The organism is Acinetobacter sp. YH12239 (assembly GCF_013417635.1).
Classification (GTDB): Bacteria; Pseudomonadota; Gammaproteobacteria; order Pseudomonadales; family Moraxellaceae; genus Acinetobacter.
The window spans coordinates 1-20,606 of sequence record NZ_VPDP01000026.1; the positions used below are offsets into that span (position 1 = coordinate 1).

Sequence of the window (20,606 nt, forward strand, 5' to 3'; positions counted from 1 at the left end):
GCCTATCTCAGTGATGTGCTGAAAAGGCTGCCGACACATAAAGCGACCCAAATAGAAGAATTACTGCCACATCGCTGGAAATCCAACTCAAATTAAAAAATAGGCATGGGGTTCAGCGGACGCTTACCCTTAACAAAACATTCTCCCATCATTTAGTAGGAGGTGATACGATTCAATCCTAAGGTGGGGAGATATCTTCAACATCATGATGCCCATTTTGGGGAACACTTAGTAGAATCAAATCTATAAGTCATTGACTATTTAAAGGATCCATCTCAATAAGTCATAGATCTTGCTTAATCCTTTAGATCTATAAAGACATGATTTTTTAAAATAAAAAATCAGTTTGTGATCGATATATGCTTAACTACATAACGCACCAGTAATCGGCTGATTCCTATTTTCTAAGTGCTTGACTGAACTTGCAATACTGATTGAAAGGTGATCAATGGCTTTTTGCGAAACAGTGACTAAAGTATTTAAGTCTTTAGATTTTTGTGGAATTTCCTCATAAAAACTCATCCGACAACTGAGTTGATGACGTTGAGGTAATGTTTGAGCGTTTTTGGGTATGGATAAGGGGCGATTGGGATCATCATATCGTAAAGTCCAAGTCGTATTCATAAGCATAAAGCGTTGCTGATTTGATTTTTCGATGAAATCAAAGTTAGAAAAATCTAAGGCAATTCGATAAGCTGCTTGTCCTCCAGTCATACCACTATTATAACGATCCACTGCACCCAATGTTTGCTGTAAACGCGCAGAAACGGCATCTCTCAATTCAGCCGATAAAGTAGAAGTCCAACGATCATCGAACAATACTTTTGCCTGTCCATTTTCTTGTTGAATCACCAATGGAATTCGGTTTAAACGATCAGATAATCCAACAGGAAGTACCTCAATCATCCTCACTTTTTGATTTGACGAAGATGATGTTAGCGTTTGAGTGCTCAATGAATAGAACTTAGGCGTAGGGGATGAAGAGCACCCACTGACGATGAGTGCAAACAAACCAACACTCAAGCTTGAAAGGATTTTTAGGTAGCAGCGTTGCTGAGATTTCAATAATTTATTCTCTGTCATCTTTCTTCGGCTCCGCTGTTTTTCCACGAATCAGTGACTCAGGATTTTGTTCTATTTGATCTGCCATTAACTGTAATGAAGCTGCGGCACGGGTAATTTGTTGTAAGGCACGACGCAGATCTTGTTGTAAAGGTGCATCACTTGCCAAGATGGTTTCAGAAGACTGAACTGTTTTACGAACATCATCCAAAGTGGCTTGTAAATTAGGCGCAACTTTGCCATCAAGTTGATCGACCAAACTTTTTGAAGATCGTATAGTTTTGTCTAAGTTTGCCAAGGTTTGACGAACGTCCTGACCAATTTCAACCAATGGAAATTTAGATACATTATCGGCGATTTGGGACACTTGTGCTTGAAGGCCTTTTAATTCTGTAGGAGTTGTTGGAACTTCAACTACACCATCATTTCGACGGATTACAGTGGCATATTTAGCTTTAGGGAAAAGATCAAAGCTAATGTAGTTTTGACCTGTAAGTAAATTGCCAGTCCGCATTTGAGCTCGCCAACCACGCTCAACAAATTGTTTGAATACTGAACCTTGCGGGTCCAACTCATGACCACCAGCAATACGTGAAGGATAAACTTCAGCATCAACACGCATTCGAATTTGCGAGTGATTATTGTAGAACTCAGTGTTGATTTTTTTCACAGTACCGACTTCGACACCCATGAAATCAATTGGAGCTCCTACTGATAAACCTCGCAATGACTCATTGAAATACAATACGATCCGTCTTGGATTAAGATCAGGCTCTTTAAGCGCAAGCTTTTCAGAGTCAAATAATTCAAATTTCATTTTATTCGGAGCAGGAGCTGCATCAGAATTTTCAGGATAACCAAATGCGATCCCTCCTGAAATGATGCTTGCCAAAGATTGTGTGTTTAAACTAAAGCCCGAAGCATTCAAATTGACATCTACACCACTGGCTTGCCAGAAACGCGCATCTGTGGTGACAAATTTGTCATAAGGTGACTTAATAAAAGTTTGAAGTTCAACGCTTTTTCCATCATCAGCCAGTTGGTAAGAGGTTACTTGTCCAACGTTGATTCTTCGATAATAAATAGGTGAACCGAAATCGAGCGAACCTAAATCTTGTGCCTTTAAGAAAAAGATTTTTCCAGGAACATCGGAAGTTACAACTGGTGGAGTTTCTAGCCCTTTAAATGAAGTGGTTTTGACATCTGATTTACCGCCATCTACTTCAATATATGCACCAGAAAGTAAAGTATCGATACCTGAAACCCCACTTGCACCAATACGTGGTCTCACTACCCAAAAACGTGAATCTTCCGTAGCAAAATTACTGGCATCTTTCCGAAGTTCAATTTTAGCAATGATATGAGACCGATCTTCCGAAAGGTCAATTTCGCGTACTAGACCCACATTGACTTGACGATAACGAACTGTAGTTTTGCCAGCCTCAATGCCTTCTGCAGTCCTAAAAGAAACCTCAATAACAGGACCAGTATTCAAATACGCCTTGAGAGCTAATGAAAATGCAATGAGTAATGCAACAATTGGAATAATCCAAATGAGAGAAGGTTTCCATTTGCTACGTTTCTTATCAGGTACACCGACCTGACTCAGAACTTGTTCATCATGAGGATGACCATTACTCGATTGGTTTTCTGACATAGTTATTGATCTTATTAAATCGTAATGTGTTTGTTGTTTGTACGCTTCATCATATGAAGATCAAGCAAGAAGTGAAAGGGTTTTATGTAAATCTCAATGTTCTGTAGCGTCATTTTTTTTCTCATGCTGACTCAGGATTGAAACGTAATAGTTGTCCCAAATGATTCTAGGATCAAAACTCAGTGAGGCTAACATGGTCAAAACCACAACTGCACCAAAAGCGACTGCGCCTGTGCCTGCCAAAATTGTTGCCAATGACTGAATTTGGATCAGTGCTGCGAGCATAGCGACAACGAAAACATCAATCATGGACCAACGGCCTATAAACTCCACGACTCTATACATGATCGAGCAATGCTTCGGTGAGAGGTGAATTTTTTTTGAGGCTTGTAAATGTACAGCACTGAGCAGGAGAGCAAGGATGACTAATTTCAGTAGGGGAATAAATATACTGGCAATAAAAATAACGGACGAAACGAAATAGTCACCACTTTTCCAAAAATAAATGACTCCACTCATAATCGTGTCTTGTTGACGACCAAGAATAGATTCTGTAATCGTCATCGGTAAAACATTGGCTGGTATATAAAGGATACTTGCTGCAATTAAATAAGCTAAAGTTCGTTCTAAACTTCGGGTTTTACGGGTATGTAATGGGCTATCACAACGGGTACAGCGGGATTTTCGTGCTTGTTCCATGGCAGACAAGGACGTCATGCGGTTGAGTGTTCCACAGCAATGACAAAGTGTGAGCTCAAGATCAATTGCACGCGGTGCAAGCGTTTCTAATGAGACAGGTTTCTGCACAGGGTGTGGCGAATGCTTCATCTGATCGGGTTGATTCGTATGAGTGGAAGTAATGGTCATGAGATTTGATTTCCATCAATTGCATTCCATAGATCCTTGATTTTGATTGATACCAAATAGACCAACAAGACACTTAAAATGGCAAATGCCCATAAAGCAATTCCAGGAATCACAACCACCATACCCACTAATTTCACTAAGGTGACTAAAACGCCAATCAGAAAGACTTCAACCATTCCCCAAGCTCTCAATTGAAAAAGTGACCGTAATGCGAGTTTAAGTGATGCATACTTTTGGGTTGCAATAATATTTTTATTGATCATTGCCATCAAAAGAATATATCCCATCAGAAGTAAGTAGCCCAAAGGGACAACAAAAGTGGTCATCAGAATAAGAAAGCCTACAAAAGCACGATCAGCCTCGAACATTGCCCAAGCTGCACCCAATAATGTGGTTTCTGAATAAATGCCTTGGAGTTCAACTTTAACAATTGAAAAACTATTGGCAATCGCAAAGATAATTAACGCAGTACAGACTAAGGCCAACAGTGTGTTAAATGTTGGAATTTTACGATAGAGCTCGGAACCGCAAGCCGAACAATAGGCACGTTCATTCTTATATAAATCGGATTTACGAAAGAGCGTATCGCACTCTTCACAAGCAACATAATTTTGATTGATTTGCACCATTCTTAAATCAGGGGTGAGGTTAGAATCCGATACAGTTTCTACATTCGTTTCAGACATCGTTGTCTCAACTTATTCATCAATATTCTTGGTTTTTTATTTCTCCCTATAGTTTATATCGAGATTCAAAAGGTTTGCCTATGATTATTTTGTTGAATCGAGATACATAGCGCTTTAGTTTGGCTTATCAGTGTGCAGTCATGTAACTCAACGAGGAAATAAAAGGGGTTGAAGTGCTAATTGATCAGCATTTATGTAGTCAAAATGAGGGTGAGGTAAGTTTATATGATGAAATTAAATTAATATTAAATTCAATTATTAAGCGTGAAATTTAAGATGCAGCGTGTGCTTCACATAAACTTCATATATCAAGAACTACACTTTATTTAAATCATAAAGATCGATTGCTTAGTTTGGGATGACTGTATGTTGAAAAGCCTCATGCAATGGCTGGATAGTTGGTCCGTAAGCGTACCACATGATGCATTGACCTCTGAGAGTAAACAGATTCAATGGCTCAGAATAATTCCTTTTATCCTACTGCATCTTGCTTGTCTGGCAGTGTTTTGGGTCGGGTTTTCTTGGTTTGCTTTTGCATTTATGTTGTTTTTTTATTTTATTCGCATGTTCGCAATCACGGCTTTTTTTCATCGTTTTTTGTCACACAAAACTTTTCAAACTTCGAGATGGCTGCAATTTATCTTTATTTTAATTGGCACAATGAGTGCGCAGCGTGGACCATTATGGTGGGCAGCACATCATCGATATCATCATCGTTATACAGATACTCCTCAAGACCCACATTCATCAACGCATGGATTTTGGTATAGCCATGTTGGTTGGTTTTTAAATGAATATAATTTTTCAACGCGTAAAAGTGTCATTAAAGATTGGCTGAAGTTTCCGGAGCTGATTTGGTTAGATCGTTTTAGTTTGATGATCGTATTAATGACGGCTATCGGAATTTATGGTCTTGGGGAATGGGTTGCTTGGATGTGGCCGCATTGGGGAACCAGTGGTTTACAGTTATTGGTATGGGGAGGTGCAATTTCTACTGTTCTGCTTATTCATGCCACATTGTGCATTAACTCACTGGCTCACCATTATGGAAGCCGAGATTTTGAGACGAATGATCATAGTCGCAACAACTTATTTTTATCTCTGATTACACTTGGTGAAGGCTGGCACAATAATCATCATTTTTATGCAGGAAGTACGCGCCAAGGGTTCTATTGGTGGCAGATCGATGTGACCTATTACATCTTAAAATGTATGTCATGGTTTGGCTTGGTTTGGGGAATGAAACCCATACCAGCTCGAGTCTATGAAGCAAGTAAAATTACGCGTTCGAAAAAGGCCAAACGCCAACATTCTCAAGTTCAGTCAAAGGAATCAAGATGAAAATTGCAATTATTGGATCGGGTATTTCAGGACTTTATGCAGCTTGGAAGTTGAGTAAGTTGCATGAGGTGACCGTATTTGAAAAGAATAATTATTTTGGGGGACATACTGATACACACCAATTAAAGATCGATGGTGAGCAAGTTGCAGTGGATAGCGGATTCATTGTTTTTAATGAACACAACTATCCTTTATTTTGTGAGATGTTGAAGGAGCTTGGTGTACAAGCTCAAAGCAGCGATATGGGGTTTTCAGTTAATAATCAGGTCACAGGACTGCAATATAATCCTTCCAAGAAATTCTCATTATTATTCAAACCACAGAACTTTTTAAAGACCCGTTTTAGAGCGATGCTGTCAGATCTATTCAGATTTTATGCAGCGAATAAAGATCTTGATGTAGATGAGACCGACCCGAATTACACTATTGCGCAATATCTCAACGAGCATGGATACTCGGATGCGTTTAGGCAAGAGCATCTCTATCCGATGTGTGGTGCATTATGGTCATGCCCAGTAGAGCAAGCAGGTCAAATTCCATATAAATTTGTAGTCAGTTTTTTTCAACATCATCGTATGTTGCAACTCAAAGATCGACCACAATGGTTAACTGTAAAAGGTGGGTCTTCTAAATATATTCGTGCAATTCAAACTCAAGCAAAGCACATTCATTTTAAAAAATTAGAGGTGAAGTCAGTTAAGCGCTCAGCAAATGACGTGAGTATTGAAACGGTACAGGGAATTGAACGGTTTGATTGGGTGGTGTTTGCAAGTCATGCAGATGACACACTGAAGTTGCTCGCTGAACCAACGGTTAAAGAATCAGAAATACTAGAAAAGTTTCAGTATCAAGACAATCATATGGTGGTGCACTCAGATACCAGTATTATGCCGAAATCAAAACGTCAATGGGCGAGTTGGCATGTGCATGTCACACCGAATAGGGTGGGTCAAGTCACTCCATTTCAGCAAAGTAGTGTCCATTATGGATTTAGTTATTGGATGAATCAGCTACAAAATTTGAAATGTGAAACTCAGATTTTTGCGACATTAAATCCTAATTTTGATTTAGATCCAAACAAAGTCTGGGTTCAGCGTCACTATCGTCATCCTGTATTTAATGCGGAAGCTATTGCAGCTCAGTCAAGATGGTCTGAAATAAACGGTTTAAATCGGACCTATTTTTGTGGTGCTTATTGGGGATGGGGCTTTCATGAAGATGGTGCTAGAAGTGCGTCATGGGTGGTTGAAACCTTATTAAATTCATCGAATCAAGCCGCTTAGGAGTACTTATGCAGCTGTATCCACTTGCAATTGCAGTTGCTGACATTCGTCATCGCCGTTACTTGCCTAAGCCTTATGCTTTTCAGAGTCAGCTGACGTATTTATGGTTTGATCCAGAACAGCTCGAACACTTCGCGCAAACTTCGATACTTTGGTCAACGAAAAAATGGAGCTTGCTGAGCCTCAATCCTGATGACTTCTTGGCAAACTATCAAGGCACGATTCGAGAGAAGGTTCTGCATGTATTGGAAGAACATACCTTAGAAGAACGGATACAGATCGCTGAAATTCGGGTGTTGGCTTTGCCGCGCACGCTTGGCTTCAGATTTAATTCGGTAGTTTTTTATTTTCTATTTAATGCCCAGCAAAAATTACAGTTCATTCTCAGTGAAATCACCAATACACCCTGGTTAGAAAGACAGGTATACGTTCACGATTGTCGCACCGGGGGGGAGCAGCATTCCGAATATACCAGCTTCCACTTCCAGTTTGACAAAGCTTTTCACGTGTCACCCTTCATGCCAATGGATCTGAAGTATCAATGGACGTTTAGTTTGGCTGAAAAACAAAATTATGTGCTTATGCAATTGTTTAAAGAGGAAAAATTACAATTCGATGCATCAATGCGTTTTGAGTTAACCCCCATCACACTTCCTTCACAACTTCATCGCTATGCTGTTTTTAAACTATTTGAGCCGATCAAGATGGTTGCAGGTATTTATTATCATGCCTTTAAGCTTTGGATAAATAGAGTTCCATTTTATCGGCATCCCAATAAAACGAAGGACAAGCTGTGATATGAAATCATTGTTAATGGGAGAGCAATCTTCACTACCGCTGGTGTTACGTCATTTACTGAAATTAAAACACGGCCAAATTCATTTTAAAGGGATTTGGGAGGGTTCAGTCGGTGAGGTGAGTGATTTAGACGCAGTGATTGAGGTCCATGATGCAAAGTTGATGGATCTACTTTTTCGTCAGGGGGTTCTTGGTGCAGCTGAAGGTTTCATTCAAGAATATTGGACGACACCAGATTTAGTGAAGATTGTGCGAATTCTTGCGAGAAATCGCGATATTTTAGATCGTATGAACCAAAGTGCCTTAGCAAAGGCGAGTCAACTCTTGCTCAAAACTTGGTATGCATCGCGTAAAAACTCATTGGAAGGTAGTCGCAAAAATATTGCTGAGCATTATGATTTAAGTAATGACTTTTTTAAGTTATTTCTTGATCCGAGCATGATGTACTCCAGCGCGGTATTCAAAGATCAATCTATGACTTTGGAACAAGCATCCGATTATAAAAAAGAAATCATATGCCAAAAATTGAAACTTCAACCCATGGATCATTTGGTTGAAATTGGCAGTGGATGGGGTGGTTTTGCGATCTATGCTGCGCAAAACTATGGTTGTAAAGTGACTACTATTACCATTTCTCAAGCTCAATTTGACGAAGCTAAAGCTAGAATTGACGCTGCGGGTCTGTCTCATCGTGTTGAAGTTAAATTAAAAGATTATCGTTTACTTGAAGGTAAATTCGATAAATTGGTTTCAATTGAAATGATTGAAGCCGTTGGTGCTCAATATCTATCGACATATTTTGAAAAGTGTAGACAGCTGTTAAAACCCAATGGATTAGCGCTTATTCAAGCCATCACCATTGAAGATGCGCGATATGAAAAGGCTTTGAGTACGGTCGATTACATCAAAAGATACATTTTCCCAGGTAGTTTTATTCCTTGTATCAGCGTGATGACCAACGTTGCATCAGAACAAAAATTACGTCTAAAGCATCTTGAAGATAATGGTTTAAGTTATGCACAAACAATTCATTGTTGGCGTGAACGTTTTCTACAACAGCGTGAGCAAGTTTTAGCACTGGGCTTTGATGAAAACTTTATTCGCATGTGGGATTTTTATTTATGTTATTGCGAAGGAGGTTTTCTCGAAGGCGTCATTAGTGATGTGCACTTATTGTTTGAAGCAAGTCCATACTGAATCAATGAGAGGACACCTCGATGTTGCTCAATTTATTTGTGATGAATGTTTTCCTGATGCTTTGTGCATGGATTTGGGTGACATTTAATCATCGTGCAGGTTTAGTCGATGTCATTTGGAGCTTTGGAATAGCTTTAAATGTCCTCATCGCAGCAAATGTAATGAATGAAGCCCCTACATCTGTTCGCATTTTTCTAGCGATCGCGAGTGGTCTTTGGTTCCTCCGTTTAGCATGGCATTTATTCAGACGATATATCCGAGAAGATGCTGAGGACACGCGTTATGCCAATATGCGCCGTGCGATGGGAGACTTTCAACATTTAGGTTTTCTTCTCTTTTTTCTATTTCAGGCTGGGTTGATCTCCTTATTCTCATATCCAATGATCAAATTGCTCAGTATACCTGCGATGCAGTGGAGTAACTCGACAGAACTGCTGCTGCTGATTTCAGGATTAATCATGCTGGTTGCATTTATTGGTGAGGCACTCGCAGATCATCAGTTGTATCAATTTAAATTGAACCCGAATAATCGTGGCAAAACGATGGATCAAGGGTTATGGAAATATTCACGCCATCCGAATTACTTTTTTGAATGGATACATTGGTTTGCTTATCCAATCTTAGGTATAGCGGCGGGAACGCCTTGGTTGTGGATCTATCCAGTGTTGATGTGGCTCTTTTTGTACTACATCACGGGTATTCCATTTAGTGAACAGCAAGCGATCAAAAATCGTGGTGCAAACTACAAGATGTACCAACAAAAAACATCAATGTTTCTTCCTTGGCCACCGAAAAAGTAGGTAATTACATGGATTTAATCGTTCAACAATCGTTAAAACTCATTGAAAGTGGCAAAGTTCCAGATCAAGTGATTCGTCTTGGTATTCAAGCATTATGCAAAAAACGTCTTGAGCAAGAAGGTCGTTTTGACCCTGTATTCGCTTCACAGCGTTATATGAATGTATTAAAAGACTTGAAAAAAAGTGAAATCGCGATTGATACAGACAAGGCAAATGAACAACATTATGAGTTGCCTACTGCATTCTTTCAGGCCGTGTTGGGCAAGCGTTTAAAGTACAGTGCCAGTTTATTCCATGATGCTAAAACCAGTTTAGATCAAGCTGAGGAAAATGCCCTGCAGGTCTACTGTGAACGTGCGCAATTACAAGATGGTCAGGACATCTTAGAAATAGGCTGTGGTTGGGGATCACTCAGTTTGTATATGGCAGAGCATTATCCAAATGCCAAAATTACGGTAGTATCAAACTCCAATACTCAACGTCTTCACATTCAACAACAAGCCAAAGAAAAGCAATTTAACAATTTGACAGTCATCACCTGTGATGTAAATCAACTCGAGTTGGAGCAAAACTCTTTTGATCGTGTTGTATCCGTTGAAATGTTTGAGCATGTTCGAAACTATCAGCGATTATTTGCCAATATTAGTCAATGGCTCAAAGCAGATGGTTTATTGTGGTGTCATATTTTCTGCCATCGATTTATTCACTATCCATTTGAAGTTAAAAATGATTATGACTGGATGTCTAAATATTTTTTTACAGGTGGTTTAATGCCTGCTGTATCGACTTTCCTGCATTTTCAGGATCATTTACAGTTAGAAAACCAATGGCAATGGTCTGGACAACAGTATGAACATACAGCCAATGCATGGTTAAATAATATGGACCAAAAAAAGGACTTACTTAAACCACTATTTAAGCAAACTTATGGTCAAGATGCGGAAATCTGGTGGCAACGTTGGAGAATCTTTTTCATGGCTTGTGCAGAACTATTTGGTTATGACAAAGGTCGTGAATGGGTGATCGGCCATTATTTGTTTAAGAAGCGAGCTGTTTGAAGTTCTAACTAAGCTTAGCGATAAGGTGAAGAGGGTACATGTCCATGATGAGGCTATTTAGGGATAAACGCGATCATCCTTTGGGTGAGGTGTTTAACCGCTATTATTGGCTACAAATTGGTCTTATTGCCTTGTCTATTGTGATTGGGATTGGTTGCAGTGCTTGGGTCATTAAAGGAACATTGCTGACCACAGCACTCGAACAGGAGATGGAGCATTACTGGCAGCGTATGGAGCGTAATCCAGAAGCTGCTTTACCCGACACTAAAAATTTATATGGATATCGTTGGTCCGATGACGAGTTAGCCCCCTCTGAATTTCGTAATTTAAAACTCCAATCGGGTGTACATCGACACTATATCGATGGTAAAGACCGGATGACGGTTTATGGGACACGCAATGGTGAACACGTTTTTTTAGTGTTTGGTGAAAGTAATGTTAATAAGCTTATTTGGCTGTTTGGTTTAGCGCCACTCATGGTCAGCTTATTTTTGCTATACAGTGTGCTATGGTGGTGGAATCGCCGTGCACGCCGCTATTTTTCGCCCATCACACGCTTAGCCAATGCACTCGAACATATCGATTGGGAACATCAGAATAATCGAGCATCACCATTTAAAGAAATTAAAACAGATTCTAATTTGGAGGCTGAATATCTCAAGCAAGCACTTGAAAAATATCATCAAGTTCTAAGCGAATTCATTCAGCGTGAAAGAGAGTTTACTGGCGATGTTAGTCATGAACTTCGAACACCGCTCACAATATTGAAGGGCAATGTACAACTTTGTCAGGCCCGTTATGGTGATAACAAATCCTTTACTCGATTGCAAAACACAATTGAAGATATGCAGTTATTGGTCGATACACTTTTGGCCATTGCTCGAAATACCACAAGCAATTTACAAAGTGAAAAAATACGCTTATCAGAACTGCTTCAAGATGTTGTGAGCGACTTGAATAGTGTCAGTTTGGCTAAAGGAATGAGTATCGATTTAAACATCGAAGTTGATGAGGTCAAACGTCATTTATATCCATCGATGACGAAAATGGTATTCAGCAATATTTTAAGAAATGCATTGAATTACTCTCAAGGTACAAGCATTAATGTCATTCTCGAAAAAAATAAAGTGTTGGTCGCAGATAATGGTATCGGGATTGATTTACCGAATAACTCTAAGGTGCAAGAACTAACGAATCAGCAGCTGCAACTCGATATCAAAGGTCATGGTATCGGGCTACAACTGGTTCAAAAATTATGTAAACAACTTGGCTGGAGAGTAGAGTTATTTGATCGTGAATACTATTTGATGACTCATCCAAAAGTTGACTTGTCACTCAGTTCAGGATTGATTGTGGTCGTTTATTTGAATGATCAGCCTCCAAAATAGTTTATTTGGGGGAACTTGATCTGAAGGGTGAATTCAGTAGTAACTAGTTTTATTCAACTGCGATCTTTAGACCTACCCCTGAAACGGTGTGTATTAATTTTTGTTCAAAGGGCTTATCGACCATTTTTCTTAAATTATAGATATGGCTTCTGAGCGCATCGCTTTCTGGTTCTTCATCCCCCCATAACTCAAGCATGATCTCCTGTTTAGTGAGCACTTTAGGTGAGTTTCGCATGAGTAATTTTAAAAGTTTGAATTGAATAGGTGGCAGTTCGATCATTTGACCTGCACGTGTGATTTGTTGTAAAGCAGGGTCTAATGTGAGATCGTGAATTTTGATTTGGCTGTTAGATACTTCTCCTAATGAGCGTTTGATCAGTGCACGAACACGATAAACCAATTCATTAAAATCAAATGGTTTCACTAAATAATCATCTGTACCTGCTCGGAAACCTTTTAATTTATCATCCAAAGTATCACGAGCAGTCAGCATCAGTACTGGGAGGTCGAGTCCTTGTTCGTTGCGAAGCCATTCACACAAGTCATAACCTGTACCGTCAGGTAAATTAATATCTAACAGTAAAATATGATAAGGATGTTGTTTAAGCAGTTGACGTGCCACATCTAAATTACGCGCATGATCAACCACAAAATTATGCTCTTCTAAAAACTCACATAATGTTGAAGCAAGTTCGTAATGATCTTCGACCATTAAAATAAAATGTTTAGTCATGTCGACACGATTAGTCCAATAATTGCTTTTTTAAAGTATCACTAAATGGAGACGAACCCAGCCAAATATTAAAATAATCATTGGCATTCATGTATTGAATTTTACCCAAAATTTTTTGATTTAGACTCAAAGTTAAAGTCTGGGTCGTATGGGTATAGCTTAGACTGTAAATATCACCAGATCGAACGGGTTGGTACAATTGTGTGATCTGGTCAAGCTGTTTCAACGTATTGGCTTGTTTGACATTTCGTTTGAGAAAGTGCGTTGCAGCCTTTTTAAAAGCCCATTCTGGAATATTTTGAGTATAAGCAAAGTCCATGCGAATATCTTGATTCTTCCAAGTGCTTTGACAATTTTGAGCGAAATAAGTTGCTTTACCGACATTTTTTTGTCCGACTTTGAGGTCTCCTTGACCACACTCACGCACACTTTGTGCATGCGCGAGTGGTAAGAAGAATAGACTCAAAGCAGAGAGGGCCATTATTGCGATTTTTTGAAAGGTAATAACCATGCGTATAACCCTCCGGCATATGGTAGTGAGCGAAATAAGCCATCAGCTGGGTCCCAAAAGTCTTGCTGGAGCACAATTTTGTCTTGCTCATTGAGTTTTATTTCACTAATTCCATGTGATTCCATGCTTCGAGTTGTACCGAAGATTTTAAAATCATATGCCATACGCCAATGCACATAGGCTGAGTCGTCAAAATGTGATGTGTTGAGCAATTTGACTGAAACATTACTGACACGGTTATTCATACCTTTGAAATGTTCGACTAGATTTTCACGCTTACTAAATTGTGAAAGTGTGTCATTGATATATAAACTGTCAGCATACAGATTGCTTGCTCGGTTAGTGAACTCAGGTGTGCCTAAGGTATTGAATGCACTGGTAAAACGAACCCCTATATCTTGAGCTTTGGCAGGCGTCATGGTGATGCCTTGAATTGTCGATCTTGCTTGAGCATAATCATCAGAGTAACTTGGAATACTTGCACAGCCTGATAAAAAGAGTAGAGGAAGGCTCAATGTCGCAGCCACAATTTTTTTGACGTGTTTCATGATCTCAATCCACTAATTTATTCTTATTTTTAATCTACTGACAATCTTGTGAAATGGATGTGAAATTAAAATATGAGCTGTGATCGATGAATGATATTTGTGTTAAAGGGAGTTCCGTTGAACTCCCTTTAACTTTGTTTTATTTAAATTTCCAAGTGTAATCAATGTTGACACGCATTTCGTCGTCCGACTTAAATGCCATACCTACTGGTGGTATATCGTTACGGTAACGACTATAACGTGTACGAATATTTAAACCTTCGAGTTTACCCGTTGGAACACGATAGCTGAGTTCGAAATCAAGAGCATCTTGTTCAAACGTCTGATTGTCGGTGTTACGAATTTCAATATCATCGCCTTTACTATAACGAGTCATAAACTTTAGACCTTTCAATGAAGTGTCTTTAAAGTCATAGTCATAGCGTGCGTGATAGACTTTTTCATTAATGTTGGTGAAATCAGCACTCATACTGTCTAAGAACACTGCTGGCTCTGAACCCGCTAAGGTCGGAAGAGCTGTATCACCAAAAGACTGCATATAGCCCAAACTGAAAGTATGATTGTTACGGTTAAGCCCAAAAATACCGCTCAAATGTTGATTTTCAATATGTCCTGCACGAGCTTGACCTGAGTCTTCACTCACAAACAGGCGTACATCCCCTAATAAATGCCCAATACCTATATCATGTTTGCTTTTTGCACCAATGAAATTTTGGTGATAAACATCATGAAGGTTGGCATGAAAGAGTTGCGCACTAATTTGATCGTTAAATTTATATTCAGCACCAAGCATGTGTAAGCCAGATGATTCGGCAGCAGTCTTAAATCGATTATTAGGATTGCCAACTTTAATTTTTTCATAATCTGTTGAATCACGTTGATTCACACGATCCACATACAGGGCATGAATTTTCAAATTATCCACTTCATTGATTTGAAGATGTGTACCTCGATAATTTTGCTGGAATAAACGAGCTGGTGAAGAGAACAAAACAGGGAACATTGGTGCGAGTGTACCCCCATGTAAAGTCGATTTGCCCACTTTCGCTTTTGCCGTCCAGCGAATTTCTCCATACTGATCAGCTTTACCTGATGGACTGGTTGGCAGTAATCCCGAAGCTGCATAATCGTCGGCATCACTGCCTAAAAGATTAAAACCTGCCAGTGCCATAATGTCTAAACCTAGTCCTACGGTACCTGATGTATAGCCTGAATTAGCTTTAAAGATAAAACCTTGAGCCCAGTCTTTCTGATCTTTACCTGATGCATCTTGTGTATATGCGCGATCAAAATAAAAATTGCGAGCTGTTAGATTGACTGATGAATCATCTATAAATGAATTTGCTTGCGTTGTTGATAGAAATCCAGACGCAATTACCCCTAAAAAGATTGCAGAAAATCTCATTATTGTCCCTATATGAAAAGAGGAGCTAGACGTCTTGTCTAGCTCTAAAGTATTTAAAAAATGATTATGCAGATGTTGGTTGTTGGAAATGCAATTGTGCAGTTTCTTTATTTTTGAGTTTTGAAATGCTTAATACCATGATAATGGCTGCAACGAATGCCAACGCATAATAACCGTAAAGTACAAGTGATGAGATACCACTGTCGAGGAAAGCACCTGCAACTAGTGGAGACAAAATACCGCCTACACGACCAAAACCAATCGCATAACCTACACCAGTCGCACGAACATCAGCATCATAGATTGCAGGAGACATCGCATATAGACCTGCGACACATCCGTTTGACATCATGCCAAGGAATAAAGCGAGAATGAATGCGATCATGAGTGAACCAGTACTGTTCACAAATAACCAGATCAAGATTGCAGTTAAGGCAAGGAAAGCCGCTTGAACATAGTAAATACGGATACGTGAACTAATCAGACCTAACAGCGCAGCACCAAACATACCGCCAGCACTAATCAGGACACCTGCTGTTACACTTTGTTCAGTGGTCATTCCATTTGCAGATAAGATTTTTGGTGTCCAACTCATGACGAAGTAGAAACCAAACATAACGAAGAAGAAGCTAAACCAGATACAAATCGTTTGAAGTGCCAATTTAGGGCTGAACAAACGTGCCAAACCACTCTTTGCTTGTTCGCTGGTCATAGTGACCGTAGGAAGTTGCTGTAATGGGGTAATATTGATTTTCTTTGCTAAAACATTAATACGTTCTAGAGCATTTTTTGGCTGTTTAACCAAAAGGTAATCAAGTGATTCTGGTAAGGTGAAATAAGACACGACCAACATGAATAAAGTCGCTAAACCACCTGTTAAGAAGACTGCACGCCATCCGAAATTGCTGATAAGCGCAATTGCAATAATCCCACCAACGGTTGCACCAATCGCGTAACCTGTACATTGTAAGCTGACTGCGAGACTTCTCCAACGCAGAGATGCGTACTCACTTGCAATAACATTACTACTTGCGAGAATACCGCCGATGCCTAAACCAGTCACAAAACGCATCATGCCAAGTTGCATTGCAGTCTGAGCAAATGATGCTGCAACCATACTTACTCCAGAGATAAGTAGGCAAAGTAAGATGAGTGGGCGGCGACCGATTTTGTCAGCCCAAGGTGCAAGAAATAGTGAGCCAGCACCCATACCAAATAAGCCAGCACTCAATAGTGCACCAAGTTCAGCGCCAGTCAGTCCCCACTCGGCAGAAACAGATGCAGCAGTAAAGGCCATGACAAGAACGTCAAAGCCATCAATAACATTTAATAAAATACAAATACCGATAACAAACCACTGAAACCCATTCATGGTCTTGTTATTCATTTCCTCACGCGGGTTCTGAACCATTTACTTTCTCCATGGAATAAGACCTCATTGAAAAGCACTACGTGTGGCATGTGATTACATGTCATAAACGTAGGCAGACTTCAGAAGTCATCCTAGTAATGTTTAAGGTGTTCATCGCAGTCAGAACCCGTCCATATTCTGGTATTGATGAAATAATCAACACGTCTGCAATGTGCATGAATTTAGCATTATTGGATCCAAATTCAAGCAAAAAAATATTAACTTAGATGTATTTTAGATTAAATGGATCCATATTTGCGAAGAAGTACTTGAAAAATATACTAAAGTACTAGGGATTAAAAAAATGAACACCTCAGTTAAAGAAAGGAAAAAAATCTTAAAAGTTCATTCGAATCTTCCGAATTTTATAAAATAGCGCGCAAATCATGAGCTACTTGTTTAAGCTGGGGCAAAATATTTTGGATTAAATATGTTTCTGTAATTCTGTGGCTGGATCCGATACAGTTGAGTGCGGCTACAGTATCACCTTGCATGTTGAGAATAGGGACAGCTAAAGCAATAATTCCCAATTCATGTTCTTCTGTAGAAATGCAGTAGTCTTGTTTTTGAACAGTTGCAATAGTGTTTATAAACTTTTGATGATCTATGATGGTAAAAGGCGTTAATCTCTTGAGTGGATATTGTGCAAGCCATTGATTAAGTTCATCATGGCTCAATCTTGAGAGTAGTATTTTACCTGTTGAGGTGGCGTAGGCTGGAAGGCGATTACCTAGATGAATACCCAACGGACTCATTTTAGATGATTCGTTCTGTTGAGGAACACTTTTCGCAACAGGTACTACTTCATGTTCATCGAGTACCGTGACTGAATAGCTCAGTGCAGTTTTGATACTGAGTAAATTCAGCATAGGTTGAGCGACTTTTGGCAAATATGCAGAGCTTAGATAAGCACTTGAAAAGCGTAAAACTTTGTAGGTGAGCCAATAAAAATGTTCATCTGTGTCTAAATAACCTAAAAATTTTAAAGTTCTTAAATATCGTCGTGCTGCGCTGCGACTCAATCCTGTACGTTCAGCAATTTGGGTGACATTTAATTTTTGACGTTCAACACCAAAGCACTCTAATAGATTCAAACCTTTAGCAAGGCCTGCAATATAATCATCATATTGAATTACTTCTTTATTTTTAGCATTTGAAATCAATTCATTGCGCATGATATTGCTCTGATTTACACCCTTTAATTCTGATATCTTGTCCGATGATCGGTCATTTGTCACTAAATTCGGTCGTATTTAGGGCTAAAGTCTAGTACCTCAGTTGGAATTTCATTAGGTTTTACAAAAGGAAAAAAATTGAGGGTGTTTGCAATATGGAAATTTTAAAAACCAAAGTCGCGATTATTGGTTCAGGCCCAGCAGGTTTATTACTCGGTCAACTGCTATATAAAGCGGGTATTGATCATATTTTAATTGAACAGCGTAGTGCTGAATATGTTGCCAGTCGTATCCGTGCTGGGATTTTAGAGCAAGTTTCAGTAGATTTATTGACTGAAGCTGGTGTAGATCAGCAACTCCGTGAAAAAGGGTTACCTCATCAGGGTATTGAAATTCTAACCAATGGTGAAAAGCACCGTGTTGATTTAACGCAGTTGACGGGTGGTAAACAAGTTACGGTATATGGCCAAACTGAAGTCACCAAAGATTTAATGCAGGCTCGCACAGCGGCTCAACTCACTTCATACTATGAATCAGCTAACGTTCAAGTACATGATTTCTACGGTCAACCAAGTGTTACTTTTGAGCATAATGGTCAGCAAGTTAAAGTTGAATGTGATTTTATCGCAGGTTGTGATGGGTACCATGGTGTGTGCCGTGCCAGTGTGCCAGAAGACAAAATTAAAACTTTTGAGAAAGTCTATCCATTTGGCTGGTTAGGGGTATTGGCAGATGTACCTCCTGTTGCGGAGGAACTAATTTATGTGCAATCTGATCGTGGATTTGCATTATGCAGTATGCGTTCTAACACGAGAAGTCGCTATTATCTACAAGTACCGTTAACGGATAAAGTTGAAAATTGGTCAGATGAGCAATTTTGGGAAGAGTTAAAAAATCGTCTAGATCCTGAAAGCCGTGAAAAGCTCGTGACTGGTCCATCAATTGAGAAGAGTATTGCGCCATTACGTAGTTTTGTCACTGAGCCAATGCGTTTTGGTAAAATGTTCTTGGCGGGTGATGCTGCTCATATTGTACCGCCAACAGGAGCTAAAGGTTTAAACCTCGCTGCATCTGATATTGCGTATCTTTCTCAAGCTCTCATTGAATATTATCAAACGGGTTCTGAGCAGGGGATTGAGGAGTATTCTGAAAATTGCTTAAAACGTGTATGGAAAGCAGAGCGTTTCTCTTGGTGGATGACTCATTTATTACATCGTTTTGAGACAGAAACCGAATTCGAGCATAAAATCAAACAAGCTGAATTAAGTTATATTCTTGGTTCAGAAGCAGGACAAACTACGCTTGCTGAAAACTATGTTGGACTACCACTCCAAAAAGCGAGTTAATCCTCGAAGTCAAGCTTAATCCATTGGCTAATTTTTAGCACACACCAAATTGCTCCACAATTTGGTGTGTTTTTTTATTAAACAAATTGTCTAAATTCAATCGAGGTTTGCTGTAATAAGGGCAGAATATACTGAATTAAATATTCCTTACTGGTTTTACCTGTCGGTGACACAATGTTCAATGCTGCGACAACATCAGCACGATGATTGTGAATAGGTACAGCCAAAGCATGTACGCCTAACTCATGTTCTTCAGCTGAGTAACAATATTCATCAGCTCTAACTTCTGCTAATAATTTTATAAATTTCTCATTATCGGTATGCGTATATTTGGTGAGTGCTTTGAGTGGATATTTTTCCAACCATTCTTGTTGTGCTTCCTTGGATAAATAACTTAATAAAATTTTCCCTGCAGATGTCGCATGAGCGGGTAGTCGGTTACCTAAATGTAATCCATAAGGATTAACACGATCAGTCTGTTGATGCGCTGCACTACGTGCAATCGTAATAGCTTCGTAGCCATCTAATACCATCACGGAATAAATGAGAGAGGTTTGCTGAGTCAGTAAATTCAACAATGGCTGAGCAATTTTAGGCAGCTGTGCACCACTTAAATATGCACCTGAAAATTTTAAAATTTTAGGTGTTAAATAATAATAATGACCATCAAACTCTAAATAACCTAAATATTCTAAAGTCATTAAATGTCGTCTTGCAGCGGCTCGAGTCAACCCTGTTTTTTCTGCAGCCATGGTCACATTTAAACGGTGACGGTCATTTGCAAAACAATCTAGGATAGCCAGTCCTTTGCTGATACCTGCAATAAAGTCTTCATGACGAATCCACTTTTTATTATCTGGATTTTGAAGTTGTCTGTTCCTTGAGTCTGATTCTGTAGACACAGCATTTTCCTTGCTATTTTAAAAATTGAATTATTGATGCTGATTTAGAATCTTGAGCAATATACTCAAGATATTGTTCGATCATCGAACAAAAAATCTGTAAATCGTACAAAAACCTTTTTTCAAGGTAGCTCAAGCTTTTTAATTTATCAAGAATGGAGTGATGGAATCCAAGCGATTTAGTTGCATATTTCAATCTCCGTCCAGATTGAAATTGCGCTAATCGTGGATTCCCCAAATATTAAAATATGTTGTACAGAGGGAGTTGTTGGATGATCGATAAATCGTCACAGTCTTTAGTTGAAGCTTTATCCCAAATTAAAGACGGTTCAACCATTATGATTGGTGGGTTTGGTACCGCAGGTCAGCCTGCTGAACTCATCGATGGCTTAATTGAACTCGGTATTAAAGACTTAGTGATCGTCAACAACAACGCAG

General features: G+C 39.2%; 21 protein-coding genes. 10 read left to right on the plus strand and 11 right to left on the minus strand.

The window, feature by feature from the left end:
• The coding region (locus FTV17_RS14250; protein WP_143242124.1) for a transposase domain-containing protein at window positions 1-96 on the plus strand (96 nt) is incomplete at its 5' end.
• Window positions 97-363: 267 nt separating this feature from the next.
• On the opposite strand, the gene FTV17_RS14255 is transcribed toward FTV17_RS14250, so the two are convergent.
• From FTV17_RS14255 to FTV17_RS14270, 4 genes are all read right to left on the minus strand, one after another.
• Window positions 364-1,083: a membrane integrity-associated transporter subunit PqiC gene (locus FTV17_RS14255; protein ID WP_180000473.1), complete on the minus strand. Its 720-nt coding sequence runs from the start codon at window positions 1,081-1,083 to the stop codon at window positions 364-366.
• A complete protein-coding gene (locus FTV17_RS14260) occupies window positions 1,070-2,719 on the minus strand; it encodes an intermembrane transport protein PqiB (RefSeq protein WP_180000475.1) in 1,650 nt (549 codons plus the stop codon). The genes FTV17_RS14255 and FTV17_RS14260 overlap by 14 nt, the downstream gene beginning before the upstream one ends.
• A 93-nt stretch (window positions 2,720-2,812) precedes the next feature.
• Window positions 2,813-3,547, minus strand: a complete 735-nt coding sequence (locus FTV17_RS14265; RefSeq protein WP_180000502.1) for a paraquat-inducible protein A — start codon at window positions 3,545-3,547, stop codon at window positions 2,813-2,815.
• A gap of 35 nt (window positions 3,548-3,582) precedes the next feature.
• Window positions 3,583-4,215: a paraquat-inducible protein A gene (locus tag FTV17_RS14270; RefSeq protein ID WP_180000504.1), complete on the minus strand. Its 633-nt coding sequence runs from the start codon at window positions 4,213-4,215 to the stop codon at window positions 3,583-3,585.
• 423 nt (window positions 4,216-4,638) lie between these two features.
• On the opposite strand from FTV17_RS14270, the gene FTV17_RS14275 reads away from it, so the two are divergent.
• Genes FTV17_RS14275 through FTV17_RS14305 form a run of 7 tightly spaced genes read left to right on the plus strand, consistent with a single transcriptional unit; the run spans window position 4,639 to window position 12,137 of the window.
• Entirely contained in the window at window positions 4,639-5,613 is a 975-nt protein-coding gene (locus FTV17_RS14275) for an acyl-CoA desaturase (RefSeq protein WP_180000477.1), read from the plus strand.
• On the plus strand, window positions 5,610-6,896 hold the full coding sequence (locus tag FTV17_RS14280; RefSeq protein ID WP_180000479.1) for an NAD(P)/FAD-dependent oxidoreductase: 1,287 nt from the start codon (window positions 5,610-5,612) through the stop codon (window positions 6,894-6,896). The genes FTV17_RS14275 and FTV17_RS14280 overlap by 4 nt, the downstream gene beginning before the upstream one ends.
• A gap of 8 nt (window positions 6,897-6,904) precedes the next feature.
• A complete protein-coding gene (locus FTV17_RS14285) occupies window positions 6,905-7,693 on the plus strand; it encodes a DUF1365 domain-containing protein (protein WP_180000480.1) in 789 nt (262 codons plus the stop codon).
• Window position 7,694: 1 nt separating this feature from the next.
• Window positions 7,695-8,891 carry a cyclopropane-fatty-acyl-phospholipid synthase family protein gene (locus FTV17_RS14290; RefSeq protein WP_180000482.1) on the plus strand — a complete coding sequence of 399 codons (1,197 nt, stop codon included), beginning with the start codon at window positions 7,695-7,697 and terminating at the stop codon, window positions 8,889-8,891.
• A gap of 20 nt (window positions 8,892-8,911) precedes the next feature.
• Window positions 8,912-9,691, plus strand: coding sequence for a DUF1295 domain-containing protein (locus FTV17_RS14295; RefSeq protein ID WP_180000484.1), 780 nt, complete (start codon window positions 8,912-8,914; stop codon window positions 9,689-9,691).
• An 8-nt stretch (window positions 9,692-9,699) separates the two neighbouring features.
• A complete protein-coding gene (locus tag FTV17_RS14300) occupies window positions 9,700-10,749 on the plus strand; it encodes a cyclopropane-fatty-acyl-phospholipid synthase family protein (protein WP_180000486.1) in 1,050 nt (349 codons plus the stop codon).
• 44 nt (window positions 10,750-10,793) lie between these two features.
• A complete protein-coding gene (locus FTV17_RS14305; RefSeq protein WP_180000506.1) occupies window positions 10,794-12,137 on the plus strand; it encodes a HAMP domain-containing sensor histidine kinase in 1,344 nt (447 codons plus the stop codon).
• 49 nt (window positions 12,138-12,186) lie between these two features.
• On the opposite strand, the gene FTV17_RS14310 is transcribed toward FTV17_RS14305, so the two are convergent.
• The 6 genes from FTV17_RS14310 to FTV17_RS14335 all read right to left on the minus strand — a co-directional run bounded on the left by FTV17_RS14310 (window position 12,187) and on the right by FTV17_RS14335 (window position 17,920).
• Window positions 12,187-12,870: a response regulator transcription factor gene (locus FTV17_RS14310; RefSeq protein WP_092768268.1), complete on the minus strand. Its 684-nt coding sequence runs from the start codon at window positions 12,868-12,870 to the stop codon at window positions 12,187-12,189.
• Between the two features lie 10 nt (window positions 12,871-12,880).
• Window positions 12,881-13,381: a chalcone isomerase family protein gene (locus tag FTV17_RS14315; RefSeq protein ID WP_180000488.1), complete on the minus strand. Its 501-nt coding sequence runs from the start codon at window positions 13,379-13,381 to the stop codon at window positions 12,881-12,883.
• Window positions 13,351-13,929, minus strand: a complete 579-nt coding sequence (locus tag FTV17_RS14320; protein ID WP_180000490.1) for a nuclear transport factor 2 family protein — start codon at window positions 13,927-13,929, stop codon at window positions 13,351-13,353. The genes FTV17_RS14315 and FTV17_RS14320 overlap by 31 nt, the downstream gene beginning before the upstream one ends.
• Window positions 13,930-14,068: 139 nt before the next feature.
• Complete coding sequence (locus tag FTV17_RS14325; RefSeq protein ID WP_180000492.1) at window positions 14,069-15,334, minus strand: OprD family outer membrane porin; 1,266 nt, start codon at window positions 15,332-15,334, stop codon at window positions 14,069-14,071.
• Window positions 15,335-15,398: 64 nt separating this feature from the next.
• The gene (locus FTV17_RS14330; protein WP_180000494.1) at window positions 15,399-16,745 is read right to left on the minus strand and encodes an MFS transporter; all 1,347 of its coding nucleotides are present in this window, start codon (window positions 16,743-16,745) and stop codon (window positions 15,399-15,401) included.
• A gap of 365 nt (window positions 16,746-17,110) precedes the next feature.
• Window positions 17,111-17,920 (minus strand): IclR family transcriptional regulator C-terminal domain-containing protein, encoded by an 810-nt coding sequence (locus FTV17_RS14335; protein WP_180000496.1) that lies wholly within the window; start codon window positions 17,918-17,920, stop codon window positions 17,111-17,113.
• 155 nt (window positions 17,921-18,075) lie between these two features.
• On the opposite strand from FTV17_RS14335, the gene pobA reads away from it, so the two are divergent.
• Window positions 18,076-19,266 (plus strand): 4-hydroxybenzoate 3-monooxygenase, encoded by a 1,191-nt coding sequence (pobA, locus tag FTV17_RS14340; RefSeq protein WP_180000498.1) that lies wholly within the window; start codon window positions 18,076-18,078, stop codon window positions 19,264-19,266.
• Window positions 19,267-19,343: 77 nt separating this feature from the next.
• Here the strand turns inward: pobA and pcaU are convergent, their stop codons facing one another.
• A complete protein-coding gene (gene pcaU / locus FTV17_RS14345; RefSeq protein WP_180000500.1) occupies window positions 19,344-20,168 on the minus strand; it encodes an IclR family transcriptional regulator PcaU in 825 nt (274 codons plus the stop codon).
• A 272-nt stretch (window positions 20,169-20,440) separates the two neighbouring features.
• Between pcaU and FTV17_RS14350 the strand changes: the two genes are divergently transcribed.
• Window positions 20,441-20,606 (plus strand): CoA-transferase (locus FTV17_RS14350; protein ID WP_306669591.1); only part of this gene is annotated, 166 nt, incomplete at its 3' end.

What these genes read in the sequence shown, in the direction of transcription:
- FTV17_RS14255 (WP_180000473.1), bottom strand. Translation starts at nt 1,083, where the DNA reads ATGACAGAGAATAAATTATTGAAATCTCAGCAACGCTGCTACCTAAAA.
- FTV17_RS14260 (WP_180000475.1), bottom strand. Translation starts at nt 2,719, where the DNA reads ATGTCAGAAAACCAATCGAGTAATGGTCATCCTCATGATGAACAAGTT.
- FTV17_RS14265 (WP_180000502.1), bottom strand. Translation starts at nt 3,547, where the DNA reads ATGAAGCATTCGCCACACCCTGTGCAGAAACCTGTCTCATTAGAAACG.
- FTV17_RS14270 (WP_180000504.1), bottom strand. Translation starts at nt 4,215, where the DNA reads ATGGTGCAAATCAATCAAAATTATGTTGCTTGTGAAGAGTGCGATACG.
- FTV17_RS14275 (WP_180000477.1), top strand. Translation starts at nt 4,639, where the DNA reads ATGTTGAAAAGCCTCATGCAATGGCTGGATAGTTGGTCCGTAAGCGTA.
- FTV17_RS14280 (WP_180000479.1), top strand. Translation starts at nt 5,610, where the DNA reads ATGAAAATTGCAATTATTGGATCGGGTATTTCAGGACTTTATGCAGCT.
- FTV17_RS14285 (WP_180000480.1), top strand. Translation starts at nt 6,905, where the DNA reads ATGCAGCTGTATCCACTTGCAATTGCAGTTGCTGACATTCGTCATCGC.
- FTV17_RS14290 (WP_180000482.1), top strand. Translation starts at nt 7,695, where the DNA reads ATGAAATCATTGTTAATGGGAGAGCAATCTTCACTACCGCTGGTGTTA.
- FTV17_RS14295 (WP_180000484.1), top strand. Translation starts at nt 8,912, where the DNA reads ATGTTGCTCAATTTATTTGTGATGAATGTTTTCCTGATGCTTTGTGCA.
- FTV17_RS14300 (WP_180000486.1), top strand. Translation starts at nt 9,700, where the DNA reads ATGGATTTAATCGTTCAACAATCGTTAAAACTCATTGAAAGTGGCAAA.
- FTV17_RS14305 (WP_180000506.1), top strand. Translation starts at nt 10,794, where the DNA reads ATGATGAGGCTATTTAGGGATAAACGCGATCATCCTTTGGGTGAGGTG.
- FTV17_RS14310 (WP_092768268.1), bottom strand. Translation starts at nt 12,870, where the DNA reads ATGACTAAACATTTTATTTTAATGGTCGAAGATCATTACGAACTTGCT.
- FTV17_RS14315 (WP_180000488.1), bottom strand. Translation starts at nt 13,381, where the DNA reads ATGGTTATTACCTTTCAAAAAATCGCAATAATGGCCCTCTCTGCTTTG.
- FTV17_RS14320 (WP_180000490.1), bottom strand. Translation starts at nt 13,929, where the DNA reads ATGAAACACGTCAAAAAAATTGTGGCTGCGACATTGAGCCTTCCTCTA.
- FTV17_RS14325 (WP_180000492.1), bottom strand. Translation starts at nt 15,334, where the DNA reads ATGAGATTTTCTGCAATCTTTTTAGGGGTAATTGCGTCTGGATTTCTA.
- FTV17_RS14330 (WP_180000494.1), bottom strand. Translation starts at nt 16,745, where the DNA reads ATGGTTCAGAACCCGCGTGAGGAAATGAATAACAAGACCATGAATGGG.
- FTV17_RS14335 (WP_180000496.1), bottom strand. Translation starts at nt 17,920, where the DNA reads ATGCGCAATGAATTGATTTCAAATGCTAAAAATAAAGAAGTAATTCAA.
- pobA (WP_180000498.1), top strand. Translation starts at nt 18,076, where the DNA reads ATGGAAATTTTAAAAACCAAAGTCGCGATTATTGGTTCAGGCCCAGCA.